Below are 14,216 nucleotides of genomic sequence, written 5' to 3'. Positions count from 1 at the left end.
AGACCTCTTCAGGAACACAGCCGCCGCGGGCTGTCGACGCGGCGCGCTGCTAGCATGCGCGGCTGCCCATGAGTACGCCCGACGCCATCGCCGCCACGGCACCCGAAGCTGCGCCGCCGCGCGGCCGCAGTCTGCACTCGCGCGGCGTCGCCCTGCTGGCCGCATTCGCCCTGTTGCCCAGCCTGCTGCTGCTCGGCGTGCTGCTGTGGAACTACCTCGACGGCGCCAAGATGCGCATCGGCAACGCCCTGTCGTCGGTGGCCGATGCGCTCGCCTTGGGCAGCATCGGCCTGGTCGAACGCCATCTCACGGCAATCGAGCTGGCGGCCCGGCTGCCCTGGGAGTCGCTTGACACCGAAAGCGCCGAACGACGGCTGCGCCAGCTCTCCCAGCGCAACCCCGAATTGCGCACCCTGCTTGCCGCTGATGCGCAAGGCCGCATCGTTTCGCTGCAGCGCGAGTCCGAAAGCGTCGAAGCCCTGCGCAGCCGGATCGGCGCCTCGGTGGCCGATCGCGAGTACTTCCGCGTCGCCTGGTTCGAACGCAGGCCGTATCTCAGCGATGTGTTCATGGGTCGGGGCCTCTGGAGCGAGCCGGTCGTGGCGCTGTCCGCGCCGATCCTGGACGGCAGCGGCGAGCCCATTGGCGTGCTGCAGGCAACGCTGAATCTCGACGTCATCCAGCGACGTCTCGGCGCGCTGGTCGACCGCCAGCGCCTGGGCCTGCTGCTTGATCGCAGCGGACAGGTCGTGTTCGCCAGCGCCGAGCTCGGCCTGAAGCCCGGCATCGCCAGTGAGACCGGCCTGCGGCGGACCCTGGACGCTCTGTCGGGCGCCCAGGAGCCCGGCATCGTCACGATCGGCGCGGTGCGCTATTTCGCCATGGTCGAGTCCACCGAATTCGGCTGGACCGCGATAGCCCTGCTGCCTGAGCCCGCACTCGACAGCGCCCTCTGGCAAGGCCTGCGGCTGGCCTTGCCGGTGCTGCTGCTGTCCCTGCTGGGCGTGTGGATAGCCGCGCACTACGGCGGCGCCTGGCTGACCCGACCCGTGCTGCAGCTGAGCCGCGCCATTCGTCGCCTGCAGCCCGGGCAAGCGGTCGAGGCCGGCGAAGTGCTGGCGCAACCGCTGCCGCGCGAACTGCAGCCGATCGCCCGCGAAGTGGCCGCGCTGTGGCGCCGCGAGCGTGAGGCCTTCGCCCAGCTCGACGCTGCCTTGCGCGAGCGGGAGCACGAAATCGAGCGCCGCACCTCGGCCCTGCGCCGCGCGGTAGCCGCGCTGCGCGACGAGAGCCGCACCGACTCCCTGACCGGCGTCGGCAACTACCGTGCCTACCGGCAGTCCATCGAGGAATGCTGGCAGCGGATCGCCGGCACCCGCGACGCGATGGCCGTGCTGCAGGTCGATATCGACCACTTCAAGCAGTACAACGACAGCTACGGGCATCCGGCCGGGGACCTCTGTCTGCGCCGTGTTGCCGATCTGCTGCAGACGGTGGCGCGGGAATGCGGTGCCCAGCTCGCGCGCAGCGGCGGCGAAGAGTTCGCCATGGTGGTCGCCGGCTGCCCGATCGAACGCTTTATCGCGATCGCCCGCGAACTGCTGGCGCGCATCGAGGCGCTGGATCTGCCGCACGCGCGCGCGCCCTCGGGACGCGTCACCCTTAGCGCCGGCCTGGCCTGGGGCTGGTGGCAGCCGGGCACTGGGCCTGAAGACATCGTCTCGGCAGCCGACCGCGCGCTCTATGTCGCCAAGAACGCTGGCCGCAATCGGCTGGAGCTGGCGCCCGGCCCGCTCTGGCAGCTGCAGCCGCGCGGTATCGACGCACCGGTCACCGAAGGCTGAGGCCGCTACGGGGGCGCCGCCGCTGCGGCCACGCTGCGGCAGCGCCGGATGCGTCCGGCGCCGCCGACGCGTACATTAGCGGCCTCGCATATGAGCGCTCGCCATGTCCGCCCTGCCCCACGCCCACGCCGCGCCCGGCGCGCTTGAAGCCCACTTCGCCCCGTTCCGCGAGCGCACGCTTGGCACCGGCCAGCGCCTGCGCACGCCCTACGGCGAGATGCCGATCGTCTACGCCGACTGGATTGCCAGCGGCAGGCTGTACGCGCCGATCGAGCGGCGCATGAGCGCGGTGATCGGCCCCTTCGTGGCCAACACCCACACCGAGACCTCGACCACCGGCACGCTCATGACCCGCGCCTATCACCAGGCGCTGAAGAAGATCAAAGCGCATGTGGGCGCCTCGCCCGAGGACGCGATCATCTGCTACGGCTCCGGCATGACCGCAGTCGTCAACAAGTTCCAGCGCATCCTCGGCCTGCGCGTGCACGAGAGCTACCTCGACCGGGTCAGCCCGGCGCCGGACCAGCGCCCGATCGTGTTCGTCACCCACATGGAGCACCACAGCAACCAGACCTCCTGGCTGGAGACCCTGTGCGACGTCGAGGTGATCCCGCCCGATGGCAATGGCGAGGTCGATCTGGGTGCGCTCGACGCGCTGCTGGCGACCTACGCGCAGCGGCCGGTCAAGATCGCCAGCATCACCAGCTGCTCGAACGTCACGGGCCTGTTCACGCCCTACCACGACATCGCCGAGCGCCTGCATGCCGCCGGCGGCCTGTGCTTTGTCGACTTCGCCTGCAGCGCGCCCTACATCGACATCGTCATGCACCCGCCGGGTCGGCCGCAGGCCGGGCTCGACGCCATCTACTTCAGCCCGCACAAGTTCCTGGGCGGCCCGGGCACCTCGGGCGTGCTGGTGTTCAACACGCGGCTGTACCGCAACCGCATTCCCGACAATCCAGGTGGCGGCACGGTCGACTGGACCAACCCCTGGGGCCAGCACAAGTACGTGGACGACATCGAGGCCCGCGAGGACGGCGGCACGCCGGGCTTCCTGCAGGCGATCCGCACCGCGCTCGCCGTCCAGCTGAAGGAGCAGATGGGCGTTGCCAACATCCTCGCCCGCGAGCACGAGCTGCTGGACATCGTCTGGCCGGCGCTGTCGGCCATCCCGGGCCTGCACCTGCTGGCCGCCGACCACCCGGATCGGCTGGGCGTGCTGAGCTTCTATATCGAGGACCTGCACTACAACCTGGCCGTGCGCCTGCTGAACGACCGCTACGGCATCCAGGTGCGCGGCGGCTGCTCCTGCGCCGGCACCTACGGGCACTACCTGCTGCAGGTCAGCTACGAGCGCTCGAAGTCGATCACCGACAAGATCAGCGCCGGCATCCTCTGCGACAAGCCGGGCTGGGTGCGGCTTTCGCTGCACCCGACCATGACCGATGCCGAGGCGCGCTTCATTGTCGAGGCGATCCGTGCGCTCGCCGCCAGCCACCGCGAATGGGCGCAGGACTACCACTACTGCGAGCGCCGCAACGAATGGTTCCACCGCCAGGACTGCGACTTCGTCGACAGCACCGCCGCGGGCTTCTTCGCGCCGCTGTGAGCTGCGTTCAGTAGCGCTCGACGCGCAGTTCGGCGCGGCCGTCGGCCTCGATGCGGATCAGGCTCAGGCGGTCATATTCGGTCTCCGGCATCGGTTCGGCCGCTTGGCCCGAAAGGGCCTCCACCAGCGCCGGCACGGTATTGCTGTGGCCGACCACCAGCACCGCCTCGCCGCGGTGCTCGCGCAGCAGGGTTTCGCGCAGGGCGCGGGCATCTTCGTCGGGATCGCGGCTTACGAACTCGCGCACCTCGACCTCGATGCCCTGCGCCTCGGCGCTGGGCGAAGCGGTCTGCCGGGTGCGGCGGAACGGCGTGGCGTAAACCGCCGCCAGCGGCAGCGCATGCAGTCGCTCGGCCAGCGCCATTGCGCGCGCGCGGCCCGCCTCACTCAGATTGGGATCGCGCGGGTCGTCTTGCGCTTTCTCGGCGTGGCGCACCACGACCACCAGCAGTCCGTCGCTGGGCACCGGCAGGGTTTGCGCGGCTGCGGCCACGGGCAGAGCCAGCGCCGCCAGCAGCATCCATCGTCCGCGCATCGTCGCTGTCCTTTGTCATCGGAAGGGCGTCAGCCTGCGGCATTTGCGCGCGAGGTCAAGCCCGCAGGTGTCGGGCGACGCCGGCATCGGTATCCTTGCGCGCCCGCCAGAACCCCGGAACCGCCATGAGTGACCAGCCCCCCGACCGCATGTGCGCCGACCCGCGCAGCCGCTTCCACAACGCCGAAGCGCTGGAGCGCGGCATTGGCGTGCGCTTCAAGGGCGTCGAGCGCACCGACGTCGAGGAGTACTGCGTGAGCGAAGGCTGGGTCCGCCTGCCGGTGGGCCGCACGCTCGATCGCCGCGGCCGCCCGATGTGCTTCAAGCACAGCGGCGAAGTGCAGGTGTGGTTCCTCGATCAGGACGCACCGGCCTGAACCAAGGCACGCGCCTCGCGGCGGCGCCATGACGCCGCCGCGCCGGAAGGCGCCTGCCGGTGCGGACGCCAGCGCCGGGGCTGTGCGGTGAGCCCGCCCGGCGCGGGCGGCAGTCCGAGCGGAACGCATGACCGCCAGCGAGAGCGGCCCCAGCGACAAGGCTCAGGGGGCGGCGTCAGCGCGGTGCTCGTACACGTCGTAGAGCCCGCTGCGATGGCGCGGCGTAAAGCGTTCCGCCTGCAGCCACAGGCTGGCATGCACGGGCTTGAAGTACAGCACCAGCGCGCGGCGCGGCGCCGCGCGCAGCGAGGCAGAGAGCCGCGCCACGACGCGCGCCATCACCACCTCGTCAAAGGGGTGGTACATGAACACGACCAGATCACCGTCCGGGAAGGTGTAGTCGCCGGCGTCGCCGGTTTGCACTTCGAGCCGCCGCGCCCTGCGCGGGCCGCGATAGCGGTCGAGATTGGCGCGCGCGATCTCCGACAATGCGGGCGAGTACTCGACCCCGATGATCCGCGCGAAGGGCAGCCCCGCCGCCATCAGCAGCACGCGACCCTTGCCGCAGCCGAGATCGACGAAGCTGCTGCGCTCCGGGGTCAGCGCGAACGGCGCCAGCACCTCGGCGAAATCCACGGGGCTGGTGGCGACGTAGGCCGAACCATGGACCCAGCTGTCGCGCTCGACGTCCAGATCCGCCTGCGGAATCACGCCGCCGGTATCGACGCCATAGCGTTGATCGAAGTCGTCGTCGGTCGCGTGCCCCGCCGCTGCCCTTGGGGCGGTCAGGCGCGCAAGCAGCGTGCGCAGCGTGTGACGCAGGCTTCCCCACACACCGCGGGTGCGCAGACTGCGCCGGATTCTTCGCGACAGACGATGGACGATGGTCGGCACGCGAACGCACTCCCGTAACGCTTCAGAACGGGACGCGATGCTAGCAGTCGCCACCCCCGGCATCGTTCGGCAAGGCCTACGCAACAGGGAGGCTCTCTGCGACATGTCCCAAAGCACCGCGCTCAGCGGGCGTGCGGCAAGCCGGTCGCCAGCTGAACGCCCCGCATCCGTGCGCGCGTGGGCTATCTCGCGTACAGCTTGCAGACTCGATGCTCTGCCCGGCGACGACCGCTGCCGGTCGCCGCCTCCCGACGCAGGCGTCGGGGGCCGGGCAGGACGCCCGGCAAAGTCCACCCGCGGCAGCGCGGGTCGAGGCCATCCCGCGGACGGGACCCCGACCCATCGATGGATCTGAAGTCATGAGAACCGAGCTCAGCGGTCGCTTCCTTGGTCATGCCACCCTCCTCCTCGGCCTTGCGCTCGGCGCCGGCAGCGCTCAGGCCGAGCGCTCCGATCGGGGCGCCGACTACGGCGATCGGGGCAGCGATGTTGGCGTCGAGCGGGGCGAGCCCGACAAAGGCCGCGGCGACGGCGGCTGGGGCGAGCACAACGGCGGTCGCGGAGAACGCGAGCAGACCTGGCAGGCCGAGCCGCAGGATCGAGGGGATGCCTGGCAGGAACGCGGCGCTTCCCGCAGCGAGGGCTGGCGCGGCGAGTCGCGCGGCGAAGCCAGCCAGATGGAGCGCATCGCCGGATTCCAGGGCGGACACCGCGAGCCGGAGCCCCGTGGCGGTCGCGAACCGCAGTGGCAGGGCGACCGCTGGGGCCGGGGTGGACGTGAGCACTGGAACTCCGGTCAGCGGCGCGACGACGCCCGACACTGGCAGTCGGACCGCGATTGGCGCAACGAGCATCGCGGCCGCAGCGACTGGGGCCACGACGACTATCGCCGCAACGACTGGCATCACGACAACCGCTACCGCAGCGACTGGCGTCGCGACTGGCGCAATCCAGAGTGGCGTCGCCACTGGCGGCACGGCTGGGGTGGACACCGCTATCGCGCCGAGGTGCGCTACATCTACCCGCGCGGCTACCGCTCGCAGAGCTGGCGCATCGGCTATCGCCTGCCGTCGGTGTTCTTCGCCAGCGACTGGTACGTGGACTGGCGCTACTACCGTCTTGCGGCGCCGCCCTGGGGCTGCCGCTGGCTGCGCGTCGATGGTGACCTGCTGCTGGTGGACGAGCGCAGCGGCGAGATCGTCGACGTGCTGTACGGGTTCTTCTACTACTGATCCGCGCCGAGCGGAAACCACGACCGCCTCCGGCTGTGTGCCGGAGGCGGCATTGTCAGCGGCTCGCAGCTTGCTGCCCGCGTTTCGCCACGGGCGCAGGGCAGGCTCAAGCGCCCTGACCCAGAGCCTTCCCCATGTCCCGACTCGGAATCCGTCGCCGCCTGCTGGGCGGACTTGCCGCCGGCGGCGGCCTCGCACTGCTGCCGACCGCCGCCTCCGCCGCGCCCGCGGCGCACCGACTCAGCAGCAGCGCGGCGACTGCGCGTCTCGCCGAGCTTGAAGAGGAACACGGCGGTCGCCTCGGCGCCGCCGTGATCGACACCGGCAGCGGCCTTGGCTTCGGCTGGCGCGACACCGAACGCTTTGCGCTGTGCTCGACCTTCAAGCTGCCGCTGGCAGCACTGGTGCTGCGCGAACATGCGGCCGGGCGGATCGATGGTCACGCGCCGATCGCCTTGGACAGCCTGCCGGACGTACCGCATCAGCCGGCGGTAGACGCAGCGCGCGCGCTGGGGCGCACCCAGCTCGGCGCGCTCGAACTCGCGCATGCCACCCAGACCACCAGCGACAACCTTGCGGCGAACCTGCTCTTGCACTTGTTCGATGGCCCCGCGGGCTTCACCGCCCAGCTGCGCGCGCTCGGCGAAAGCGACCTACGCCTTGATCGCTGGGAGCCGGAGATGAACCAGGTGCCGACTGGCGAGGAGCGCGATACGGTCAGCCCGCGCGGCATGGCCAGACTGTGCGCGCGGCTGTTCGGGCCCGGCCTTCTAGACGCCAGCAGCCAGCGCGTGCTTGCGCATTGGATGTTCGAGACGCGCACGGGTCTGAAGCGCCTGCGCGCCGGCCTGCCGCCCAGCTGGCGGATCGGCGACAAGACGGGCACGGGCATCAGCGCGGGCATGGCCAACAAGCACAACGATGTCGCCATCGCCTGGCCGCCGCGGCGTCCGCCGGTGCTGATCGCGGCCTACTACGAAGCCGACGCCCACTACCCGAAGATGCGCGCCCAGGACGACGCCGTGCTGGCCGAAGTCGGGCGGATCGTCGCGGCATGGATGGCCTGAGGCGCGATCCCGGCGCGAAGCCGAGCGCTGGCTTGACGCGGGCTGCGGCGATCACGCCACCGCTCAGGGCCGCACGGCCCGCAGCTCCCGCGCGCTCTTGCCACACCAGCGCTTGAGGCAGCGGCTGAAGTTGCTGGCGTCGGCATAGCCCAGACGTTCAGCGATGCGCTCGACCGGCAGATCGGTCTCGCCCAGCAGCTGCAGGGCGCGCGCGCAGCGCGCTTCGTCGAGCAGGCCGCGCCAGCGCAGGCCCTCATCTGCCAGCCGGCGGAAGAAGCTGCGCGGCGACAGGCCCAGCTCCACCGCCATCTGCAGCGCGTCCGGATACGCCCCCTCGCAGGCTTGAAGCCGCTGACGGATCGCCGCGACGAAATCGAGGCGCGGGCTGGCCGAAGCCAGGCGCCGCTCGCACTCGGCGCGGGCGAACGCCAGCGCCGCGGAATCGGCCGACAGGCAGGGCGCATGCATCAGCGCATCTGGCAGCCACAGCCGCGCGGCGCGGGCGTCGAAACGCAGGGGCGAGGCGAGAAAAGCGGCGTAGTGGCGCGCCCAGGCGGGACGCGGCCAGGGCAGCTCGATCCGCGCTTCGCAGAAGTCGCGGGCGCTCAAGCCCTGCAGCAGGCGCTCCAGCATGACCAGCGCGGCTTCGAGCACGAAGGTGCGGGCCTCGCCCAGCTCCGCCGCGGGCTCGAAGCGAGCCCAGACGCCGCCGGCCGCGGGCGATATCTTCAGGCTCAGCATCGGTGCGCGCAGCGCAAGAAAACGCGCGATCAAGCTCAGCGCCTCGCCGAGACTGCCGCTGGCCGAGGCCGCCAAGCCCAGCGCCCCATGGCTCAACACGGGCACCGCCGCGCCGAACTCCAGCCCCAGCCAAGGCCGGCCGCTGACGCGCAACGCGGCGATCACGATGCGCTGCACGCGCTGGCGGTCGAGCAGATGATGGTCGCTCTCAAGCTCGGCGGCGGCGATGTCCGCCTCGGCGAGCAAGGGCTCAGCGCTCAGCCCGGAACGCCTCAGCTGCAGCAGAAGCAGGCGCAGGTAGGCCGGATGCAGCGCAGGCGCAGAGGGCGTGGACATGCGCAGCATGCTGGCACGAACTGACGAGTCCTTGGCAGCTGCAACGCTGGCACGCGTTCTGCCAAGCCGACACGCTGTGCCTCCATTGCAGAGCGAGGCCGCACCGTGCCCCAGCCCCCTGTCACAGCGCCGACGCAGGTCGCCCCGCCCTGGCGAGACCACAAGCGCCCGCTCTGGCTGCTGTCGCTGGCCGTGCCCAGCCTGATCGGCGCCGGCCCGCTGCTCGCCGAAGCGCTCAACACGCCGCTGGCGCTGTGGGCACCCCTGCTGCTGGTTTACGTCATCCTGCCTCTGCTGGACTGGGCGGTCGGCGAAGACCGCAGCAATCCGCCGGAGTCGCAGGTGCCGGAGCTGGAGGAGGACCGCTACTACCGGTGGATCACCTGGGCCGTGGTGCCCCTGCTGTGGTTCTGGTTCATCGTCGGTGCGTGGTACGCGACCCGGGCCGACTTGCCCTGGCACGGCTGGCTGGCGCTGGCGCTGTCGACCGGCGTGGTCGGCGGCTTCTGCATCAATGCCGGCCACGAGCTCGGCCACAAGAAGACGCGCATCGAACGTGCGCTGGCGCAGTGGGTGTTGGCGCCCACCGCCTACGGCCACTTCGTGGTCGAGCACAACCGCGGCCACCATCGCGACGTGGCGACCTTCGCCGACCCCGCCTCGGCGCGCATGGGCGAATCGATCTGGCGCTTCGTGCTGCGCGAGTGGCCGGGCGCCTGGCGCCGCGCCTGGGCGCTGGAAGCCGAGCGGCTGCAGCGCGAAGGCCGCAGCGTCTGGCACCCCGACAACGAGATCCTGCAGACCGGCGCACTCACGCTCGCGCTGTGGACCGCCCTGATTCTGTGGCTCGGCATCGCAGCGCTGGGCTTTCTGCTGCTGGCCTCGGCCTGGGCAAACTTCCAGCTGTCTTCCGCCAACTACATCGAGCACTATGGCCTGAAGCGTCCGATCGACGCCGAAGGCCGACCCGAACGCTGCACGCCGCGGCACTCGTGGAACAGCAATTCGCTGGTCTCGAACTGGGTGCTGTTCCACCTGCAGCGCCATGCCGACCACCACGCCCATGCCGCGCGTCGCTACCAGAGCCTGCGCCACTTCGAGGAATCTCCGCAGCTGCCGACCGGCTACTTCGGCATGTTCCTTTTGGCTTACCTGCCCCCGCTGTGGTTCCGGGTGATGGACCCGCGGGTGATCGCGGCGGCGGAGGGGGACGCAGCTCGGATCAACCTGGATTCACGTCGACACCCCGGGAGGACGGTCCAAGTGTTCGCGCGAAGAGGCTGAGAGCCAAGCGCGCCGGCCACCTCAGTCGGCCACATGTCCACGGCGCGGATCGAAGCAATGACTGCGTCGGCCGGGCTCGGCCGCAGTGTGCTGACGGCGCACTGCGACAGGCCTCGAAGGGCAGCAGCCAGCGAATCTCTTCGCAGACCCGGGCGGGTCACAACCCGCCCGGAATCCACTAGGGAAGGTCTGAAGAACTCCATCCTGCAGTTCTTCAGACGTCGTGAGTCCGGCGCAGGTCCGGACTCACTCGCGCTGAATCAAGCACTTGCATGCTTGATTCGCGAGCGCGCCATTCATGGCGCACGGGAAGCTCTGATAGATCAGAGCTTCCCTAGAAGTTCAGCTTTCTCAGGCTCGAATTCACGGTCCGGCCGTCGATCGTGAAGCTGACGTTGGCCGTGGTCTCGCCGCTGAAATCGATCGTGATCGAGCCGGCGCTTCGAGCGCTGACGTTGGCCGGGTTGTAAGGCACCGTGCCGAACCAGGGGCCGCTGAAGGCACTGACGTTGGCCTGAAAGCGGTTGCCATTGAGGGCGCCGGGTGCGAGGTACCAGTCAGGCTTTGAGTCGTCGCCGTAGTGGAAGATGTACACCCCATACGCGCCGCTGCCACCGCGCACGATGATCAGACCCCAACCGCTCTCGTTCGGGTTCGACCAGGCGCCGGAGTAATCGGTGCCGGGCGGCGGGTTGACGCTGCCCACCGGCGGCGCCGGGAAGGTGCGCACCACCGGTCCGGAGAGCTTATAGCTGCCGCGCCCCAGGGTGCCGGCGATCAGCAGATCCTGGCTCTCGTCATAGTCGAGGGCATAGACCGGTGCTCCGGGCAGGCCGCTGCCGGCAATGCGCCAAACCGCGAACCCCTCCGCTTCGCTGGCGAGGTAGACGCTGCGGTCCGTGCCGGCGGCGAGCATGCTGCCGTTGGGGCCGGGCAGGAAACGGATGATGCGCACCTCCCCCGCGCCCGCGGGTAGGTTGCCACTGATGCCGGTCCAGGTGACACCACCGTCGGCCGTTCGATAAATGCTCGATTCGCTACCCAGATCCTCGAGCACGAAGACGTGGTTCGAGTTCCTGCGGTCGAGGGTCACGCTGACGATGGAAACACCCTCCGAGTCCTGCCGCAGCAAGGTCATGGGATCGCCCAAGGCTCGACGCAGGAACAGTCCGTCCGCGCCGTCCCGGACATCGCCGCAGGCACCGGTGCAGGCGGCTGCGTACAGCACGTCCGGGTTGTCGATCGCGCCGTAAGCAAGGGAGCCGGCGGTTGGAATGGAGAACGCGCGCAGGTTGGGATCCACCAGCACCGCCGTCGTGCCGGAGTCGAAGGACTCGTAGACGCCGTTCGCAGCGCCGATCGCCAAGCGGCGAGGCTGCAGCTGATGGGCGATGACCGGAGTGAGGAACTGTCCTCGCGGGGTGGCTCCGTTGCCGGTAACCCGCAGGGCGGGGAACTCTGTGCGCAGCAGGTTGTTGTCGGCGTCATAGGTGCGGCGGGAGAAGGAGCCGAGGTTCTGGGTGCTGGAGAAGGTCATCGAGCGACCATCGGAGGCGAACTGGAAGCGGTCTACCGCCACCGCGCCGCCATCACCACTCAGCACCACGCCCCACTGCGGTTGACCGCTGAGCAGCTGGCGCATGTTGGCGTTGTCCTGATTACCGGACTGGGTGACTCGAGCGAGCGGGTCGTAAGCCAGGCTGTGCTGCTCGGTCACCTGCAGATCGCCGTTGAGGCTGATCCAGTCACCGCTGTTGTTGGCGGGCGACAGGCGCGCATAGACGCCGCCGTCGTCGCCCTCTATAAGGCGGCCAGCCGCATCGAAGGCCATGCTGCGCGAATCGGCGTGTGGCGCGCTGCCGGCAGGCGACTGGCTGGAGCCGAAGCTCGCGGTGCCGTTGTGAGTGATCGAAGTCCAGACGCCGGCGGCTCGCGCATCGGCGCGAAACAGTCGGCCACTGAAGTTGGCGGCGCCGATGCTGTTGGGGAATGCGCCATTGCCGCCGCGCGGTTGGCGGTCGCCGCCGACAAACACCAGATTGCTGTCGGTCGGGCTGATCGCAACCGACAGGTGCAAGCTGCCCTGCCGCCCCGGGTGAATGCCCACCGCCTCATCGCCTTCGATGGTCTGCGGCACGCCCAGGGAGGTCCAGCTGGCGCCGTCGTTGGCGCTGTGGAACACGCCCAACAGGGTGCCGCGCGCAATCGCCACGACCACCGCACCGTCGGGCGCGACCTGGATCTTGAACAGGTAGTTGCTGGAGTCCCCCTGATCGATCAAGGCATCCATGACGGCATCGCTGACCTTGGCCCAGCTGGCGCCGCCGTCGGCGGTGCGATAGATGCCGTTCAATGCGGCGTTGGAGGCGCAGGACCCAGCCGCCTCCAGGCTGGCGTACATCACGTTGGGGTTGGTCGGATGGCCGGCGAGTGCATCCACGCCGCCGCTTGGGAACCCTTGGGCGGCCATAAGCCTGGTGAAACTGGCGCCGCCGCTGACGCTGCGGAACAGACCGACATTGCTGCAGGTAAAGCTGTCTGCCGTGTCGACCGCCGCCACGATCACATTCCCGCGCGCCACCACGCCGGAAATGTTCCTGCCGCGCATGCTGCTATCCAGCGGGGTCCAACTGTCTCCGCCGTTGGTGGTGCGGATCAAACCGCTGCGCACGCCGCCAAGTCGTGCATAGCTGCTGAATCGGCCGATGCCGGCGACCAGCGTCTCGCCGTCGGCGACCGACCGATCGAGATCCAGCGCGCCGATGCTGAGCGATGACTGGCTATCCGTAAGGCGCACCCAACGCGGATCTGGCGCTGTTGCATTGCGGGTCTTCCACACGCCGCCATTGACGGCGCCGACGTACAGAATATCGGCATTGCTGGGGTGCGGAACCACCACGTGGATCGCCCCTGCCACCGGATTGGCGCGCGGCACACTGACGCCTTCAACCTGCCCTCCGGTCACTTCGATCGGGCCCTGCGCTTCCCATTCCCCCGCCTCGGCTGCAATGGCCGCAGGAATAACCACGCTGAAGCTCAGGGTGTACGTGGCACCGCGGCTGGGCGTGACACGACAGTTGAGCTCAGCCGTACTCGACGTGGCCCCCACCGCAGCGGCCAGTTCCAGGTCGAAGGGCTCCTGATTGGCACCCACCGAAAAGGCAAAGGCGGAGCTGCTCGGCGTGCTGCCGGAAACACCGATCAACAGGTTGCCCGTGGCGCTGCAGTTGACGGTTGCGGAGCCATCGCCCGAGCCGGCCCGGCTTTGCAAGTCGACGCCGCCGCGAGCGCTGCCACCGGCCAGCGCGGGACGCAGCAGCAGGCGCGAACCGCCGGCCGGCAGCGCGCTGATGAGCGGCGGGCTGTCGGCGTCTTGGGCCGCCGGCACCACCACCGAGTACGCCAGCGCGTAGCCGTCGCCCAGCGACGGTTGGACCTGGCAGCTCAATCCGTTGCTGATGCGCTGCTCGGTCGCCGCCACGGTGGCAGCGATCTGCAGATCGGCGGGCTGCGAACCGGCGTTGACCGTTTGGCTGAAACTGGCGCTGTTCGGCGCTGAGCCTGCTGGACCCACCAGCACTCCCGAAGCGCCATTGCAAGTCACCTGCAGGCTGGAGCCGGTGGATCCACCGGTGGTGATCAGATCGAGCCGCAGCTGCGTGACGCTTCCAAGGGCGCCGGCCGGCAGCGTCAACGCGCTGCCAGGCGCAGGGTTGGAGGCGATTCGCGGGGGCGGTTCGCCGGCCAGCAACTGCAGGCGAATGCTGCCGACAGCAGCATCGAAGCCCGCGACCGCAATCCGATAGGTCGTGCCCTGGACGGCCTGGAAATTCACCCGGCTCTGTACGCCGGCGGAGTCATCGTTGCTGCCGATCTCGGTCAAACCATTGACCGCCGTGCCGGTATAGATCGCCAGAACGGTGTCGAAGCTACTGCCCACCGTATCGACATTGACGGTACCGGAGCGGTTCGCTGTCCAGCGCCACCAGACGCTGGCGCGAGTGGCATTTCCCGCGTGTTGGGGCTCGCCCGCTTCACGGGTGGCTCCGACGTTGCTGCCGGTGGCGCTCACGACGTCGCCGGACAGCGTCGCGGCATCGGCAAAGTTGTCATTCGCCGGCTGCGCATGGGCGGCCGCGACCAGGAATGTCCAGCCGACCACGCCCCACAGAAAAGACATCAAGCTCCGCCCCAACTTCCTCATGACCGCCTCACACTCGATTCACAAAAGGGGCAGGATACGCGACCCGATGGCATTGCTTCCCATTCGACGGAGCAGCCCAGTCTTGCCAGAATG

At 69.4% G+C, this 14,216-nt stretch carries 10 protein-coding genes; 6 read left to right on the top strand and 4 right to left on the bottom strand.

Going from position 1 to position 14,216, the window contains the following annotated elements; all coding sequences use genetic code 11:
* The first annotated feature begins 68 nt into the window (after positions 1-68).
* The gene (locus H4O13_18330) at positions 69-1,844 is read left to right on the top strand and encodes a GGDEF domain-containing protein (GenBank protein ID MBE5317353.1); all 1,776 of its coding nucleotides are present in this window, start codon (positions 69-71) and stop codon (positions 1,842-1,844) included.
* 103 nt (positions 1,845-1,947) lie between these two features.
* Positions 1,948-3,453, top strand: a complete 1,506-nt coding sequence (locus H4O13_18325; GenBank protein ID MBE5317352.1) for an aminotransferase class V-fold PLP-dependent enzyme — start codon at positions 1,948-1,950, stop codon at positions 3,451-3,453.
* 7 nt (positions 3,454-3,460) lie between these two features.
* On the opposite strand, the gene H4O13_18320 is transcribed toward H4O13_18325, so the two are convergent.
* On the bottom strand, positions 3,461-3,988 hold the full coding sequence (locus H4O13_18320; GenBank protein ID MBE5317351.1) for a histidine phosphatase family protein: 528 nt from the start codon (positions 3,986-3,988) through the stop codon (positions 3,461-3,463).
* Between the two features lie 125 nt (positions 3,989-4,113).
* Here H4O13_18320 and H4O13_18315 point away from each other — a divergent pair, with 125 nt between their 5' ends.
* Complete coding sequence (locus H4O13_18315; GenBank protein MBE5317350.1) at positions 4,114-4,365, top strand: DUF3297 family protein; 252 nt, start codon at positions 4,114-4,116, stop codon at positions 4,363-4,365.
* 162 nt (positions 4,366-4,527) lie between these two features.
* Here H4O13_18315 and H4O13_18310 read toward each other — a convergent pair whose 3' ends face one another.
* The gene (locus H4O13_18310) at positions 4,528-5,259 is read right to left on the bottom strand and encodes a class I SAM-dependent methyltransferase (protein MBE5317349.1); all 732 of its coding nucleotides are present in this window, start codon (positions 5,257-5,259) and stop codon (positions 4,528-4,530) included.
* Between the two features lie 359 nt (positions 5,260-5,618).
* On the opposite strand from H4O13_18310, the gene H4O13_18305 reads away from it, so the two are divergent.
* Positions 5,619-6,491, top strand: a complete 873-nt coding sequence (locus H4O13_18305; protein ID MBE5317348.1) for an RcnB family protein — start codon at positions 5,619-5,621, stop codon at positions 6,489-6,491.
* A gap of 134 nt (positions 6,492-6,625) precedes the next feature.
* Positions 6,626-7,558 carry a class A beta-lactamase gene (gene bla, locus H4O13_18300; GenBank protein ID MBE5317347.1) on the top strand — a complete coding sequence of 311 codons (933 nt, stop codon included), beginning with the start codon at positions 6,626-6,628 and terminating at the stop codon, positions 7,556-7,558.
* Positions 7,559-7,621: 63 nt separating this feature from the next.
* Here bla and H4O13_18295 read toward each other — a convergent pair whose 3' ends face one another.
* Positions 7,622-8,635: an AraC family transcriptional regulator gene (locus tag H4O13_18295; protein MBE5317346.1), complete on the bottom strand. Its 1,014-nt coding sequence runs from the start codon at positions 8,633-8,635 to the stop codon at positions 7,622-7,624.
* A gap of 105 nt (positions 8,636-8,740) precedes the next feature.
* Here H4O13_18295 and H4O13_18290 point away from each other — a divergent pair, with 105 nt between their 5' ends.
* Positions 8,741-9,919: an alkane 1-monooxygenase gene (locus H4O13_18290; protein MBE5317345.1), complete on the top strand. Its 1,179-nt coding sequence runs from the start codon at positions 8,741-8,743 to the stop codon at positions 9,917-9,919.
* A 334-nt stretch (positions 9,920-10,253) separates the two neighbouring features.
* Here H4O13_18290 and H4O13_18285 read toward each other — a convergent pair whose 3' ends face one another.
* Entirely contained in the window at positions 10,254-14,099 is a 3,846-nt protein-coding gene (locus H4O13_18285; GenBank protein MBE5317344.1) for a hypothetical protein, read from the bottom strand.
* Positions 14,100-14,216 lie beyond the last annotated feature (117 nt).

The sequence above is a fragment of the Lysobacterales bacterium genome, from assembly GCA_014946745.1.
Taxonomy (GTDB): domain Bacteria; phylum Pseudomonadota; class Gammaproteobacteria; order Xanthomonadales; family Xanthomonadaceae; genus Aquimonas.
The sequence above is the reverse complement of the archived record's forward strand: the minus strand, read 5'-3'. Positions and strand labels throughout refer to the sequence as shown.